This is a genomic window from Tissierella sp. P1, assembly GCF_002266425.1.
GTDB classification, from domain to species: domain Bacteria; phylum Bacillota; class Clostridia; order Tissierellales; family Tissierellaceae; genus Tissierella; species Tissierella carlieri.
Window position 1 is genome coordinate 26,575 of record NZ_NPMN01000002.1, and the last position, 14,996, is coordinate 41,570.

Consider the following 14,996-nt stretch of genomic DNA (forward strand, 5'->3'; position numbering starts at 1 on the left):
GAGGGGTAAAATGAGAAAATATATGAAATATGAAATAAAAGGAAGTTATAAATTTATATTAGGTATAATAGCAATAGTATTAATTGCTTCAACTATTATACAACTTAATATATCTAAACAAATAAAATTTGATATGACGGGTTCAGGAACAGAGATTAGAGGTTTCGGAGCATTTATGTTAGTTATATCTATGTTAGTCATATTTGGAGCTTTTCTAACTGCATTTTTTCAGATTATAGGTTCCTTTAGAAAAGAATTATACGAAGATAGAGGATATTTAACATTTACATTGCCCCTTACAGGTAATAAAATATTAGGAGCAAAGCTAATAGTAGCAATTATTTGGTTTACAACCTTAGGTGTTTCAATAGTTTTATATAATTTATTATTTGCTATGATTCTTTATGGTCCTCAGTGGTCAGACTTTGTAAACTTTATAAAAGAAGCAATTAGAATGGTAAATTCAAGTTTTTTATCTGTAGGAATAGTGTCTGGGTTGTCAGCTATAATGACTTTAATTTTAATTTATTTTTCAATGGCTTTAAGTCGTGTAAGTGTAAGAAACAAGAAAATTGGTGGACTATGGTTTATAATATTTATAATATTAAGTTCTCTATCTAGTTATTTAATGTACAGTGTTAGTGAAGCAATTCCATATTTCTTGAGTTTAGATAGTTTTAAGATATTCCATTCTTATGAATTAAACTTTTTATCAAACGTTACTATGGGTCAAGTGATAGTATTTGGAAATAATTTTGATGCATATATAAATATATTTGGTGTTTTATCATTGATAGTAATTAGCATAGGTGCTTTTTTAACTACAGGATATTTAATAGAAAAGAAAATAGATTTATAGGAGTAGTTTGATATCAGAAATAGCCAATAGACTGACTAAAACAATAGTTAGTTTATTGGTTATCTTTTTATACTAGGTATTAGATTTTTCTATAGGACTAAAGACACTAGTACGTTCCAGGAAAAATATGGTAAAATTAAAAATAGCAGATAAATAGATTCTAAGGAGGACATTTAATGAAAGGCATAAAAATTTTATCAAGTTCAATCTATCATCCAGAAAATAAGATTACAAAAGAAGAGATATTAGAGAACTTTGATTCTAAAGGAATTGATGTCAGAGGATTGATGGAGACTCTAGGAAGAAATCAGCTTTATAAGACAAAGAATGAGAATATTATAGAAATGTGTGTTATAGCAGGACAGCAAGCTATTAAAAAAGCAGGCATAAAACCAGAAGACATTGATATGTTAATTTTTGCTTCTGATAATCCTGAATATTTAGCTCCTTCAAATTCACTAATTTTACATAGTAAATTAGGAACAGTAAATGCAAATAATATTTTTGATTTTAATAATAACTGCTTATCTATGGTTAGCGCAATGGATTATGCAGGAAAATATATGATGGCCTCAAAAGATATAGAAACAACTATTATCTTAGGAGGACAAATGATGAATTTCTTCTCAAGAGAAGATGATGCAGTAATAAGAGCTACATCTGGGGATGGGGCAGCATGCTTAATCCTTAGAAAAGAAGAGGTGAAAGATAATAGTGGAATAATAGATTCTATATATTTAACAGAATCTTTTCTTAATGACAAAATGCGTCTTCCAGTATGTGGAATGAGTAATATATTAAATGAAGATATTGATGTAGAGGATAAGAAAGCTTTGTTTATTTCTCATGATGTTAGCTTTTTTACAGAAAAATGGAGCTATTTAATAAAAGAGCTAGTAAAAAGAAATGGTCTAGAAGTTGGTGATATTAGTCATTTTATATTTTCTCAATTTTCTTTAAAAGATATAGAGAATACGCTGGGACTATTAGAGGTAAAGAATCCTAAAGATAAATATACATTTATTGCAGATAAATATGGATATACTGGATCAGCAAGTCCCATTTTTGCATTAAATGAGGCTTATAATCTAAATAGGATTAATGACTCAAATTATATTATATTTTGTACAGTTGGTATAGGATATTCAATGACAGCTTTACTCTATAGAGTATAAAAATTCCTCCATATGGAGGAATTTTTTTAAAGGATTTCAAGTATTTCACTTACAGAATCTTTGAATGTTACATCAAAGTTTTTCTCCTTTACAATTTTAGAAAGTTGAACTTTTGCTATAGCTGATTTAGGATAAGTTCCAAAGTATCTTTTAAAACCAGTATCCATGTACATGGATATAGCCTGTCCTAGAACTGGAAGCATTTCTTGCTTTGAAACAACTAAATTTTCTCCGCCTATAATCATAGAATATTCCTTAGGATTTACTTTAGAAACATTACTCTTATAGTCTGTTAAGAATTGCATTCCTTCTTCCTCTTGTATAAATCCATCTACTATTACAATAAATGCTTTTTTACTTTCATTTACTTCGATTTTATACAATGAAAACACCCCCTTTATGTATGATATTTTCATTATATATAAAAATACAAAAACTTTCAATATTTTACAGAAATGGGGGAATTTGGCAGAAAGGAAGTTATTTTTCAAATTTACTAAATTTATCTTTCAATATATAATATGATCTCTTAAGTCTTTCTTCCACAATAGGCTCATTCCATTCATCCCAAGTATATAGATATATTTCATTACTAGGTATCTTTCCATCTTTTAGTCTAGGAAAAGAATCAAAGAACTCAGGTTTTTTTGTATCAAATGTAGCTATAGCGACTTTAATTCCATCAATATTCTTTCTTGATTCCAATCCATCTACATATATATCACCCATAATCTCTTTAGTACTAGGATCTGTGAAGCCTATAAGAAGCCAAGGGATTCTTATTTCAATTAAATTCTCTTTTTTATTTACATAATAGTCTGCAAGAGAATCATAATCCTGTGAATCAGGATTCCCATTACCATGTCTTAATAGTCCTGTTTCATAATCATTGAATGGTATTTTTTGTTTTGTTTTTGGTATAACTATTTCCTTATTTAAAGCTAGTTTTATAGGATTATATAATCCATTATCTTTATTTTCGAATAAAGGGTTACTTGGTAACATATTTAATAACTTCCCATATTGATAATAATAGGAATCATAATAGCTATCTACTACAACTCTTGAATCACCTATGTCCTTAATTTGGATTATAAATTCTGAGTCACTTTCCATTAAGATGTTTTGATTGTAGGGATTTGTTGTATTACCTTGTTCAGGATTTGTATCTAAGAAAATCAATGTATCTAAGGAAGTAGAGGTTAAATCCTTATATTCTATGGCAAAATAAACATATCTCTCGTCGTGATCCATATATACGTTTTTGATTTTATCAGTATTTTTTTTATCAGAAGTATAGATTGGCTTGGCTTTATTTTTTTTCCAATCCTTCATATCTCCATCAACCCTGATTTTATATCTATCGAAGCCTAAGATACCAAACTGTTGTTCGCAAGTTTGAGCATTGGACCAGTAAGGTCTTCTATCGGGATTATCAAAATCCATTGTATTCCAAGTTCTTTTAAACCATTCATCTTGCCAAGTAAATATAATTCCACCTAGATAGCCCTCATGGACGATATCTTCAAATAGATTTGCTACTATATTTCCTTGTTCTTCTTCTGATATAAAGCCTTGATTCCAGCCGTGAACATTTACATGAGTCATACCCCTAGAGCTGGGAATACCAAATTCAGCTATTAAAACAGGTATTTCATGGGCTTTGATAAGATCTTGCAAATAACCAGCATAATTATTTGCTTTGCCTCTATGATCTATATGTTTAGTATACTTTGGATCAAAGTTTAAGAAGTCTGGATAATAAGGATATACGTGATAAGAAGCAAAATATCCAGTTTCTATATTTTTAAGTTTAATTACATTGGGATTTATACTAGCTATATCTTCTTGTTCCAAAGGTTCATAAGACTGTTTTAACATATCTGTACTTACCCAATTTGTAAAGCTAACAGGCCTTTGCCATTTATACTTTTCCATTTCATATGTTAGAGTATGATCCATTATATCAGCTAACCAATTTTCGAAAGGTTTTGCACCTTCTGTATATACAAAATTTCCATCATAATCTCCTTTGTCCATTCTAGTAGAATTCATGTTATCTACCATATATGGATACCATTCTATTCCTAAAATCCATCCGATTACATAAGGAGATACATCGGCAGTATATTTCCCGCTGGCATGTCCAGGTCTTTCTGGTAAAGTTATATTTCCATGAACTACATCTACAATTCTATTTATCTCTTCTTTAAAGGGTAGCATATTATCTAATTTAAATGCATCTAATGTCTCTTCTAATGGTTCCTCATCTATCCAAACTCCTTGAAATAAGTAAACTTTATTTTCATGTTTCTCATTATACCTTTTCAATTCTTTATAAAATTCCGGGGGATGGATGGTATATGTACGGATAGCATTGGCATTCATCTCTCCAATAGCTTGAAACCATCTAGAATATTCTTCTTTAGATATTCCAGCTTCTCCAGGCCATTTTCCAGGTCTTGTCATTCCGATATTTACACCTTTGATAAGTATATCTTGCCATTCTCCATCTTTTAACACTTGGAATCTATTTCCACTTACTTTACTAGAGAAATTAACTCCATTATTTAAATATACTTCAGATGGCTGTTTTTTAAGATATTTAAAAGAAAAGATAAGTAGTAAAATAAAGATACTAATTAAAATAATAGATTTTTTCCTCATAAAGCATCCCCTCTTTGCTAATTTTTTTAATATATACCCTTTTACAAACTTGATAATTATTCTGTTTTGAAATATTATTAAAGGGAATATATAATGAGTTATATTTTAACTACATTATATCACATAAGGGGATGAATATTATGAATTTTAAAATTCAATTTGTGATCTATGGAGTATATACATTATTGTTATTAAATATAATAATGTTTATATTTTTACTTATACATAAGATTCTAGATAAGAAGATAGGAAAAAAGGATGAAAAGAGTAGAAGATATTATGAAAACATTATTGAGGACTTCATATCAAATAATATAGAAGATATTCCAGAGATAAGTACAAGAAGAGAACTTTTAATTTTTAAATCAGTTTTATTAGAATCTCTTAATAGAAGTAATAAGAATCAACAAGATAGATTATTAGAAATTGCTAGAGAAGTTGGACTAGTAAAAATTGAGATGGAGTATTTGAATAATGGTTCAGAGGCAAGAAAGGCAATTGCAGCATATTTTCTGGGAGAAATAGGAGCTAAAGAGGCTGCAAAGGAGCTCATAAATAATATAGATAGGTCAAACAAAGAATTATCCTATGTTATATGTAGAGCATTAATACTAGTAGGTGGAATTGATTATATAGACATAATAATTGATATATTAAGAGTTGATGATTTTATCATGAAGTCTAGAATCCTAGGTTTGATATCTCTCATATATGAAGAAGATATTTATCCGAAAATGAAAGAATACTTAGAAGGTACAGATATTTTTAAGAGGGTATTGGCTTTAGAAGCTTTAGGTAATAGAAAGGATAAAAGAGTATTTCCTTATATTGGACAAGCAATTAGCTCTAGCGAAAAGGAATTAAAGATATCAGGACTTAAGGCTGTTATTGAAATTGGTTATTTAGATTGTAAAGATATTATATCTGATATAAAAATGTTAAAAGATGATGATGAATGGGAAGTAAGAGCATTTCTTGCAAAGGCACTTGGTGAATATAATGATTGCGGGCATGAAGAAATTATGATTTTAAAAAAGATGGTAGAAGATTTGAATTGGTTTGTTAGGTTTAATTCGTCTGAGAGTTTATTAAGGTTAGGAGAAAATGGTGTAGTTGCACTTTCAGAAATGTTATATAGCTCTGATAAATTTGCAAAAGATAGGGCTTGGGGTATACTTCAAAGAGAAATCGAACTATATAGCTTATTTGATAGAATCAAAGCATATGTAAAGTATGATTATATTTTTAATAATATAGTTAGTTATGAGAAATCAATAAATGGGGGAGCTTTAGTTGAATCTTAGGATAATCATTACAAATTTAATTTTAGGTTATAATAATTTTGCGTTATATTATTTTATATTCATAAATATCTTTAACACTATATTAATATTATTAGCTGTAAGAGGAATAAGAAAATATAGATATAAGTTACAGAACTGGCCATACTATCAGATGATAGCGTCTATTTATGTACCACCAGTATCTATACTTGTTCCATGCTGTAATGAAGAAAAAACTATAGTAGATAATATAGAGTCCCTATTAAGTATAGAATATAATAAGTTTGAAATAGTTGTTATAAACGATGGTTCAAAAGATAATACATTGGATACACTTAGAAAAGCTTTTGATTTAAAAAAACTAGATAGTCCATATAGAAAAAATATAAACACAAAAGAAGTTAGAGGGATTTATTTGTCTTCTAGAGTACCCAATTTAACAGTGGTTGATAAAGAAAATGGTGGAAAGGCAGATGCATTAAATGTAGGTATTAATATATGTAAATATCCCTTATTTACAGCAATAGATGCAGATTCCATATTAGAAAAAAACTCTTTAATAAAGGTGGTTAGACCTTTTATAGATGAACCCGATAGAGTAGTTGCTACTGGTGGAATTGTTAGAGTAGTAAATGGATCAAAGATAAATAGTGGATTTATACAGGAGGTTTCCTTGTCTAAAAAACCTATAGCAATATTACAAACCGTAGAATATTTAAGAGCATTTCTATTTGGAAGAATGGGTTGGTCTGAGCTAAATAGTTTGCTGATAGTTTCTGGAGCATTTGGGGTATTTAAAAAAGATATAGTTTTGAAGGTTGGCGGTTATGCTGAAAATACCATAGGTGAAGACATGGAGCTTGTTATAAAAGTCCATAAGTATTTGAAAGAAGAAAAAATAGATTATGATATAGTATTTGTACCTGATCCTGTATGTTGGACTCAAGCGCCTGAAAGCTTTAATTCTCTAAAAATTCAAAGGATTAGATGGCATAGAGGTTTAATTGATTCTTTGATTAATCATAAAGATATGTTTTTAAATCCAAGGTTTGGATTTATAGGTATTTTAGCTATACCATATTATTGGCTAGTTGAAATGATAGGTCCTATTATTGAAGTATTGGGATATGTAACGGTTATTGCATCATATTTCTTAGGATTATTAAGCTATGAGTTTGCAATTATATTTTTCATAATTTCAGTACTATATGGAGTATTTTTGTCTTTAGCTTCAGTTATGTTAGAAGAGTATAATTTTATGAAATATAATAGGGTAGGAGATTATTTAAAGATGGTATTTTATGCAATTGTTGAAAATTTTGGATATAGACAGTTGACTACATGGTGGAGAGCAAAAGCATTTGTAGGTTATAAAAGAAAACAAAATGAATGGGGTCAAATTCAAAGAAAAGAGTTTGACAATTAAGGAATCATAAACTAGAGTAATTTAGAATAACTATTATTAAAGGATAAAGATACTGATAGGGGTGATATTATGAATAGTAAACTAAAGTTGATAATTATTTTATTTTTTATATTTTTATTAGCTTTTATTGGGGGTGTTTTAGTTAGTGAATATATAAATATGAATAAAATAAGAACAGAATATCCAGATTTGCCTGAGAATGCTTATAATCTCAGAAAGGACAGCTTAAAAGTATGGGCCATTAGGTTAGTTCTTCAATTCCTTATACCTTTATTATTTTTGACATCTAGATTATCCTATAGAATAAGGTATTATGTAGATAATAATAGATCCTTATTTTTCACAGGATTACTATATGGAATTATTTTTTTTACCATAATGTTTTTAGTAAATCTTCCTTTAGATTATTATAGTTCTTTCTACTTAAAGCATAAATATGGGCTATCTAATCAGACCTTTGGAAGATGGATTGAGGTTGCCCTAAAAAGTTTTTTGATAAACGATTTAGTTATTTCATTTTTCATATTTATTCCATTTTATCTTATGTATAGAAGTCCTAAGATTTGGTGGTTACAACTATCATTTTTAGCTATACCTGTTATTATATTTATGGTATTTATTTCTCCTTTTGTTATAGATCCTATATTCAATAAATATACCTCCATGGAAAATGAAAAATTAGGAAGACAAATAACGGAACTACTTCAAGAGGCAAATATACAAGATGCAAAAATATATAAGGTAGATAAGAGTAGAGATACTAAAACTATGAATGCCTATATGACCGGGATATTTCATTCAAAAAGAATAGTTCTCTGGGATACGACTATCAATAATCTAGAGGAAAAAGAGGTTCTTAGTATAACGGCTCATGAAATAGGTCATTATGTGAAAGGGCATATTTGGAAGAATATTATTTTTAGCAGCTTAGGTACTGTATTATTACTATTTTTAGTTTATATTACTGCTACTTGGATACTCAACTTATCAAATGGAACCTTTGGTATTAGAAAACTTCATGATATAGCAGCAATACCACTTTTAATTTTGGTTCTTAATTTTTATTCTTTTATTGGGTCGCCAATTACAAATTATCTCTCAAGGGAGATGGAAATTGAAGCAGATACCTATGAAATAATGCTTACAAGAGACAGAGAATCAGCTATATCTGCCATGGAAAAATTATATAAGGAGAGTTTAGGATTACCTAGACCAAGTAATATATTTAAGATATGGTATTATACTCATCCTACTTTAGAGGAGAGAGTAGATTTTTATAGAAATTATCCTCTTGATTAGCTCAAGAGGTTTTTTCTTGTATTGGTAAAAGAATCGTTATATAATATATATAACAATTTGAGAGGATGAAAAACTATGTTACTTAAAATAGACTTTGAGTCAGAAATGCCAATATATGAACAGCTAAGACGGCAGATTATAATAGGCATAGCGACTGGTGAAGTAGAATTGGGAGAAGAGCTCCCTTCAGTCAGGCAATTAGGTGGAGATATTGGAATCAATCTTCACACTGTAAATAAGACATATAATATATTAAAAAATGAAGGATATTTGATTATTGATAGAAGAAAAGGGGCTATGATAAAGGATAGATTACCAGAGGTCAATGATGATTATATGAATATACTTCAAAATGAATTAGACTATTTAATAGCAGATAGTAAAAATAGGGGAATCCAAAAAGATGAATTTTTAAAACTTTGTAGTGGATTTTATGACAAACTGAAAGATAAAGAAGATAGATAGTATGGGGGTGACAGCATGTCTGAGAGGATAGTTATGGTATTATTTAATTCAGTTGTATTATTGATATTGCTTATAATGCAAATATTAATGCCTAGAATAACAAGAAAAAATATACTTCTTGGAGTGAAAATACCAGAAGAAAAGATGGAAACAGATGAGGTTAAGAACATTATTAAGGGATTTAAAAGGGAAAATCTTATTGTTGGAATACCTGTTTTGGTTATCATTTCTCTTTTAATATATTATATAGATAATATTCATATATTTACATTGTCTGTATTTCTTTATATAGGAATACTTTTTTTAATATATATAAGATGGAATAAAAAGTCAAAAGAACTAAAGAAAGAAAAAGAATGGGATAAGCTGAAAGGAAGAGTAGTTGTTATAGATACTAAGTTTAGTAGAGATAGGGCGAAAAACAGTACTGTATCTCAAGGATGGTTTTTAGTCCCAGTAATTATGATATTAATAAGTACAGTATTATCTTTAATTATGTATCCATCTTTACCAGAGAAGATTCCAACTCATTGGGACCTTAATGGAAACGTAGATGGATATATGAATAAATCTATGTTTGCTGCATTATTAATGCCTCTTACACAAGCATTGATGGCCGTAATAGTATATATATCCTATTATTTTATGATAAGATCGAAGCAGCAAATAAATCCTAATGATCCTGAAATTTCTTTAAAAAAGAATATTATATTCAGAAAGGCATGGTCTATTTATTTTATTGTTACACTAACTTTAATAGAGATTTTATTTACAGCTTTAAATATGATGACATTAGGATTATTCTCAAATATGAAATTATTTAATATTTACAGTTTTACAATCTATGGAATTATAATAATAGGGTCTATAACATTGAGCATAGTATTGGGGCAAGGTGGAGATAGGATAAAATTAAAAGAAGAGGAAAACACTTCCAAAGGATATGATATCGATGATGATAGGCTATGGAAATTGGGAAATACAATTTATTATAATCCAGATGATTCCTCGATATTTGTAGAAAAGAGAATAGGAATAGGATGGACTGTAAATGCAGGAAGACCTTTTGGAATGTTTTTTATGATTTTACCTTTTGTAATGATTATAGTGATATTATTATTAGTTGAATAGAGAGAGTAATATGTATATATTGCATCTATTAGTTGTATTGTTTAGTTTTGCAGGAATTGGTATTAGATATTTTAAGTAGTATTTCCTTATACCAAGAATTCATGAAAACAAATCACCATATATAATCATTAAGACGAAAAAAGCGTATTTCATAATAAATTACAAAGATTCTAATAAAATAATAGAGTTGCATAATAGATTAAAGTGATGGGGACCATCACTTTAATTATCTGTTGACATAATAAAATAAATCTTATATAATGACCTTGAAAACTAAATAATTCTTCAGGGCAGGGTGCAATTCCCTACCGGCGGTATAGCCGCGAGCCTTAGATAGGCATGATTCGGTGAAACTCCGAAGCCGACAGTAAAGTCTGGATGAAAGAAGAACAATATGAATCTTAGTAAATCAATACTATCAATTTTTAGTGTACTAGGCTCTGAAATATTATATATTTCAGAGCCATTTTATTAAGATTATATTAAGAATATTAGTTATTCCTAATATAAAAGCCCTGATTTTTGTAATCAGGCTTTTATATTAGAAATTTGTTTCAGTTAGTATGAATAGGAGGTGTTTTATGCACGAGAAATACATGAAGTTAGCACTAGAATTAGCTGAAAAGGGTAGAGGAAAGGTCAATCCCAATCCTATGGTAGGTGCAATTATAGTAAAAGAAAATAAAGTAATAGGTAAAGGATATCATGAGTGCTATGGCGAAGCACATGCAGAAGTAAAGGCTTTCCAAAATGCAACTGAAGATGTAGAGGGAGCTACTCTTTATGTAACACTAGAACCATGCTCTCATTACGGAAAAACCCCACCATGTGTAGATAAAATAATTGATAAAAAATCAATAGGGTTTTCATTGGTTCACTTGACCCTAATCCTTTAGTTTCAGGTAGAGGAGTTCAAAAACTCATAGATGCAGGTATAGAGGTTACAACAGGAATCTTACAAAAGGAATGCAGAGAGTTAAACGAAATATTTATGAAATATATAGTAGAAAGAAAGCCCTTTGTCATAATGAAAACAGCCATGTCCTTAGATGGGAAGATCGCAACTAAGATAGGTGAGTCAAAGTGGATCACCTGTTCTGAGTCGAGAAATAATGTACATCGCCTTAGGGATCAAGTGGCAGGAATTATGGTAGGCGTGAATACTGTAATAATGGATAATCCAGAATTAACTTGTAGGATTGAAAATGGTAATAACCCTGTAAGAATAATAGTAGACAGTAGTCTTAGGATACCTATAGATTCTAAGGTTTTAGGTAAGCAGCATATAGCAAAAACCATAATAGCTACGACGCCTCAGGCAGATATAAGAAAGAAAATTGAAATTGAAGACAAAGGGGTTAAGGTATTAATTACTGAAAGTCTAAAAGGAAAGGTAGATTTACAAGAACTTATGTCAAAGCTAGCTATGGAAAATATTGATAGTGTATTTCTTGAGGGAGGTTCTACCCTTAACTTTTCTGCTCTTGAACAATCTATAGTTGATAAGGTCCAAGTCTATATTGCTCCAAAGATAATCGGAGGAGACAAATCAAAAACACCAGTGAGCGGTAGTGGAGTTGAGTGCTTAATAAACGCATTTCAACTTCATAGGGTAAGTTATAGAACTATAGGTGAAGATATATTGATAGAAGGTTATATAAGGCGGTGATTTAAAATGTTTACAGGAATAGTAGAAGAAATAGGTAAAGTTCAAGGGATAAGAAGAGGAGAGAGATCATTTACACTTACAATCTCCGGATCTTTGGTTTTAGACAAAACTTTCATAGGAGATAGTATTTGCACCAATGGAGTATGCTTAACAGTTACAAAGATAAACAACAATAGCTTTGAGGCTGATGTTATGGTTGAGACCCTAAGAAGAAGTAATCTAGGAGTTCTCAAAATAGGGAGTTATGTAAATTTGGAAAGAGCATTGGCCCTGGATAAAAGGCTAGGAGGACATTTAGTAAGCGGTCATATAGATGGAGTAGGAGAAATAATCTCAAGAGAAAAAGAAGATAATGCTACTTGGATTACTATAAAGCTTCACCAGACATACTTAGATATATAATTGAAAAAGGTTCTATTGCAATTGATGGAATTAGCTTAACTGTAGCATATGTAGATGAATATGTATTTAAGGTTTCTATAATCCCACATACTAGTATAAATACAACACTCCTAGACAAAATACGAGGTGACAAAGTAAATCTAGAATGTGACCTTATAGGTAAGTATGTTGAAAAATTATTGGGTCTACAGAAACAAGATAAGGTAGTTAATAGCAGAGTAAATGAGGATTTCCTAGAGATTAATGGATTCATTTAAGGAGGGATTAAGATGTTTGAATTTAATAGCATTGATGAAGCTATTGAAGATATTAAAGCAGGAAAAATGATAATAGTAGTTGATGATCCTGATAGGGAAAATGAAGGGGATTTATTAATGGCAGCTGAAAAAACTACACCAGAGGATATAAATTTTATGGCTAAGTATGGGCGTGGGCTTATATGTATGCCTTTAGATGAACAAAGAATAAAAGAACTTGAAATTCAACCTATGGTTGAGAATAATACTGACAATCATGAAACCGCCTTTACAGTATCTATAGACCATGTAGATACTACTACAGGAATTTCAGCCTATGAAAGGGCTCTAACGATACAAAAAGTATTAGATGAAAGTTCAAAGAAAGATGATTTTAGAAGGCCAGGACATATTTTTCCGCTAAAGGCAAGAGAAGGTGGGGTCCTAAGACGAACAGGTCATACAGAAGCAGGAGTAGATTTAGCGAAGCTAGCGGGATTAAAGCCAGCTGGAGTAATTTGTGAAATAATGAATGATAATGGCACTATGTCAAGGACTCCAGAACTCATGGTATTTGCGCAGGAGCATAGACTAAAAATTATAACAATCGCTGATTTAATTTCTTATAGAAGACATAAGGAGAAATTAATTGAAAGAGTTGTTGAAACAAAAATGCCAACAAAATATGGAGATTTTAAAATATATGGATTCATAAATAAGATAAATGGTGAACACCACGTAGCCCTAGTAAAGGGTGATATAACAACTGGTGAACCAATTCTAGCAAGAATTCACTCAGAGTGTCTTACTGGAGACGCCTTAGGATCAAAAAGATGTGATTGCGGGGAACAATATGCTGCGGCAATGGAAAAAATTGCAGAAGAAGGGAGAGGAGTACTACTATATATGAGACAAGAGGGTAGAGGTATAGGACTTATTAATAAACTAAAGGCTTATGCTCTACAGGATCAAGGATTTGATACAGTTGAAGCCAATATTAAACTTGGATTCCCTCCTGATATGCGTGAATATGGCATAGGAGCTCAAATACTAAATGACTTAGGAATTAAAAAACTTAAGTTAATGACTAATAATCCAAGGAAAATAAATGGTTTATCAGGCTATGATATTGAAATAGTTGAAAGAGTACCAATTCAAATGAATCATAACGAGGTAAATGAATTTTATTTAAAAACAAAACAGAAGAAAATGAATCATATATTAAAATATTAAGGTGGAGGTAATTAGAATGAGAATAATTGAGGGAAATTTAGTCGCACAAGGTATTAAAGTTGGAATAGTAGTAGGTAGATTTAATGAATTTATAGTTTCAAAATTATTAGGCGGTGCTCTTGATGGTTTAAAGAGACATGGTGTAGAAGATGAGTATATTGAGGTAGCTTGGGTGCCAGGTGCATTTGAAATTCCATTAGTAGCTAAAAAAATGGCAAACAGCAATAAATATGATGCAGTGATATGTTTAGGTGCTGTAATTCGTGGATCAACACCGCATTTTGATTATGTTTGTGCTGAAGTATCAAAAGGTATTGCCAGCGTAACATTAAGCTCAGAAATTCCAGTTATCTTTGGAGTATTAACAACAGATAGTATTGAACAAGCTATAGAAAGAGCTGGAACTAAAGCAGGTAATAAGGGATATGATGCAGCAGTATCAGCTATAGAAATGGCAAATCTGTTAAAAAGCTTCTAAAACTATGGATAAGATAAAAAATATTATATTTGATTATGATGGTACATTGCATAATAGCATGATAATATATGGTCAAGGATTTAGACAAGCCTATAAATATCTAGTAGAGTTAGGTTATGCACAAGAAAGATTATGGGATGATAATGAGATAAGTAAATGGATTGGATTTAGCAGCAAGGAAATGTGGAATGAATTTATGCCAGAATTGCCAGAAGATGAGAAGAAGAAATGTAGCAATATAATAGGCTCATATATGATTCAATGCATAAATGAAAATAAAGCCGAACTTTATGAAGGGGCAATAGATATTCTTGAATATTTAAAAGAGAAGGGATTTAATTTAATATTTCTCAGCAATTGTAAAATAGAATATATGGAGGCTCAGAGGAGAAGTTTTAATTTGGATAATTACTTTAAAGATTTCTATTGTACAGAAGAATTTGGATTTATACCTAAATATGATATTTTTCATGCAATAAAGGCAAAATATAATGGAAACTTTTTAGTAGTTGGAGATAGGTATCAGGATATGGAAATTGCTAAGGTCTATAACTTAGTTTTCATTGGCTGTAAATATGGATTTGGAAAAGAAGGTGAACTTAAGGATTCAAATTTTTTAATCCATAATATTTTAGAAATAAAAGAAATAATTGAGGAAATTAATTAAAATAAG

General features: G+C 30.0%; 14 protein-coding genes, 1 pseudogene and 1 riboswitch. Of the genes and pseudogenes, 13 read left to right on the plus strand and 2 right to left on the minus strand.

What is annotated here, in order from left to right; translation table 11 throughout:
• The first annotated feature begins 10 nt into the window (after positions 1-10).
• Together CIW83_RS01685 and CIW83_RS01690 are read left to right on the plus strand one after the other, a co-directional pair.
• Positions 11-859, plus strand: coding sequence for a hypothetical protein (locus CIW83_RS01685; protein WP_094898939.1), 849 nt, complete (start codon positions 11-13; stop codon positions 857-859).
• A gap of 176 nt (positions 860-1,035) precedes the next feature.
• The gene (locus CIW83_RS01690) at positions 1,036-2,034 is read left to right on the plus strand and encodes a 3-oxoacyl-[acyl-carrier-protein] synthase III C-terminal domain-containing protein (protein WP_094898940.1); all 999 of its coding nucleotides are present in this window, start codon (positions 1,036-1,038) and stop codon (positions 2,032-2,034) included.
• 26 nt (positions 2,035-2,060) lie between these two features.
• Here the strand turns inward: CIW83_RS01690 and CIW83_RS01695 are convergent, their stop codons facing one another.
• Both CIW83_RS01695 and CIW83_RS01700 read right to left on the minus strand, forming a co-directional pair.
• Positions 2,061-2,417 (minus strand): hypothetical protein, encoded by a 357-nt coding sequence (locus tag CIW83_RS01695; RefSeq protein WP_094898941.1) that lies wholly within the window; start codon positions 2,415-2,417, stop codon positions 2,061-2,063.
• Between the two features lie 97 nt (positions 2,418-2,514).
• Positions 2,515-4,701: a hypothetical protein gene (locus CIW83_RS01700; RefSeq protein ID WP_094898942.1), complete on the minus strand. Its 2,187-nt coding sequence runs from the start codon at positions 4,699-4,701 to the stop codon at positions 2,515-2,517.
• A gap of 140 nt (positions 4,702-4,841) precedes the next feature.
• On the opposite strand from CIW83_RS01700, the gene CIW83_RS01705 reads away from it, so the two are divergent.
• The 11 genes and pseudogenes from CIW83_RS01705 to CIW83_RS01750 all read left to right on the plus strand — a co-directional run bounded on the left by CIW83_RS01705 (position 4,842) and on the right by CIW83_RS01750 (position 14,990).
• On the plus strand, positions 4,842-6,005 hold the full coding sequence (locus CIW83_RS01705; protein ID WP_094898943.1) for a HEAT repeat domain-containing protein: 1,164 nt from the start codon (positions 4,842-4,844) through the stop codon (positions 6,003-6,005).
• On the plus strand, positions 5,995-7,410 hold the full coding sequence (locus tag CIW83_RS01710) for a glycosyltransferase (protein WP_094898944.1): 1,416 nt from the start codon (positions 5,995-5,997) through the stop codon (positions 7,408-7,410). Before CIW83_RS01705 ends, CIW83_RS01710 begins: the two co-directional genes overlap by 11 nt.
• Positions 7,411-7,479: 69 nt before the next feature.
• Positions 7,480-8,709, plus strand: a complete 1,230-nt coding sequence (locus tag CIW83_RS01715) for a M48 family metallopeptidase (protein ID WP_094898945.1) — start codon at positions 7,480-7,482, stop codon at positions 8,707-8,709.
• A 75-nt stretch (positions 8,710-8,784) separates the two neighbouring features.
• Complete coding sequence (locus CIW83_RS01720; RefSeq protein WP_094898946.1) at positions 8,785-9,174, plus strand: GntR family transcriptional regulator; 390 nt, start codon at positions 8,785-8,787, stop codon at positions 9,172-9,174.
• Positions 9,175-9,189: 15 nt separating this feature from the next.
• Positions 9,190-10,305, plus strand: a complete 1,116-nt coding sequence (locus tag CIW83_RS01725; RefSeq protein ID WP_094898947.1) for a DUF1648 domain-containing protein — start codon at positions 9,190-9,192, stop codon at positions 10,303-10,305.
• Positions 10,306-10,582: 277 nt separating this feature from the next.
• A riboswitch (FMN riboswitch) is annotated at positions 10,583-10,699 on the plus strand.
• 187 nt (positions 10,700-10,886) lie between these two features.
• The gene (locus tag CIW83_RS22565) at positions 10,887-11,201 is read left to right on the plus strand and encodes a bifunctional diaminohydroxyphosphoribosylaminopyrimidine deaminase/5-amino-6-(5-phosphoribosylamino)uracil reductase RibD (protein ID WP_201259636.1); all 315 of its coding nucleotides are present in this window, start codon (positions 10,887-10,889) and stop codon (positions 11,199-11,201) included.
• Positions 11,174-11,974 carry a bifunctional diaminohydroxyphosphoribosylaminopyrimidine deaminase/5-amino-6-(5-phosphoribosylamino)uracil reductase RibD gene (gene ribD, locus CIW83_RS01730; protein WP_235601206.1) on the plus strand — a complete coding sequence of 267 codons (801 nt, stop codon included), beginning with the start codon at positions 11,174-11,176 and terminating at the stop codon, positions 11,972-11,974. Before CIW83_RS22565 ends, ribD begins: the two co-directional genes overlap by 28 nt.
• Positions 11,975-11,980: 6 nt before the next feature.
• A pseudogene (locus CIW83_RS24740) lies at positions 11,981-12,633 on the plus strand (riboflavin synthase).
• A 12-nt stretch (positions 12,634-12,645) separates the two neighbouring features.
• Positions 12,646-13,845: a bifunctional 3,4-dihydroxy-2-butanone-4-phosphate synthase/GTP cyclohydrolase II gene (locus CIW83_RS01740; RefSeq protein WP_094898948.1), complete on the plus strand. Its 1,200-nt coding sequence runs from the start codon at positions 12,646-12,648 to the stop codon at positions 13,843-13,845.
• 16 nt (positions 13,846-13,861) lie between these two features.
• The gene (gene ribE / locus CIW83_RS01745) at positions 13,862-14,323 is read left to right on the plus strand and encodes a 6,7-dimethyl-8-ribityllumazine synthase (RefSeq protein WP_094898949.1); all 462 of its coding nucleotides are present in this window, start codon (positions 13,862-13,864) and stop codon (positions 14,321-14,323) included.
• A gap of 4 nt (positions 14,324-14,327) precedes the next feature.
• Positions 14,328-14,990: an HAD family hydrolase gene (locus CIW83_RS01750; RefSeq protein WP_094898950.1), complete on the plus strand. Its 663-nt coding sequence runs from the start codon at positions 14,328-14,330 to the stop codon at positions 14,988-14,990.
• The last annotated feature ends 6 nt before the right edge of the window (positions 14,991-14,996 follow it).

Bases quoted from the DNA above. Each gene is read 5' to 3' on its own strand.
- CIW83_RS01685 (WP_094898939.1), top strand. From the start codon at position 11: ATGAGAAAATATATGAAATATGAAATAAAAGGAAGTTATAAATTTATA.
- CIW83_RS01690 (WP_094898940.1), top strand. From the start codon at position 1,036: ATGAAAGGCATAAAAATTTTATCAAGTTCAATCTATCATCCAGAAAAT.
- CIW83_RS01700 (WP_094898942.1), bottom strand. From the start codon at position 4,701: ATGAGGAAAAAATCTATTATTTTAATTAGTATCTTTATTTTACTACTT.
- CIW83_RS01705 (WP_094898943.1), top strand. From the start codon at position 4,842: ATGAATTTTAAAATTCAATTTGTGATCTATGGAGTATATACATTATTG.
- CIW83_RS01715 (WP_094898945.1), top strand. From the start codon at position 7,480: ATGAATAGTAAACTAAAGTTGATAATTATTTTATTTTTTATATTTTTA.
- CIW83_RS01720 (WP_094898946.1), top strand. From the start codon at position 8,785: ATGTTACTTAAAATAGACTTTGAGTCAGAAATGCCAATATATGAACAG.
- CIW83_RS01725 (WP_094898947.1), top strand. From the start codon at position 9,190: ATGTCTGAGAGGATAGTTATGGTATTATTTAATTCAGTTGTATTATTG.
- CIW83_RS22565 (WP_201259636.1), top strand. From the start codon at position 10,887: ATGCACGAGAAATACATGAAGTTAGCACTAGAATTAGCTGAAAAGGGT.
- CIW83_RS01740 (WP_094898948.1), top strand. From the start codon at position 12,646: ATGTTTGAATTTAATAGCATTGATGAAGCTATTGAAGATATTAAAGCA.
- ribE (WP_094898949.1), top strand. From the start codon at position 13,862: ATGAGAATAATTGAGGGAAATTTAGTCGCACAAGGTATTAAAGTTGGA.
- CIW83_RS01750 (WP_094898950.1), top strand. From the start codon at position 14,328: ATGGATAAGATAAAAAATATTATATTTGATTATGATGGTACATTGCAT.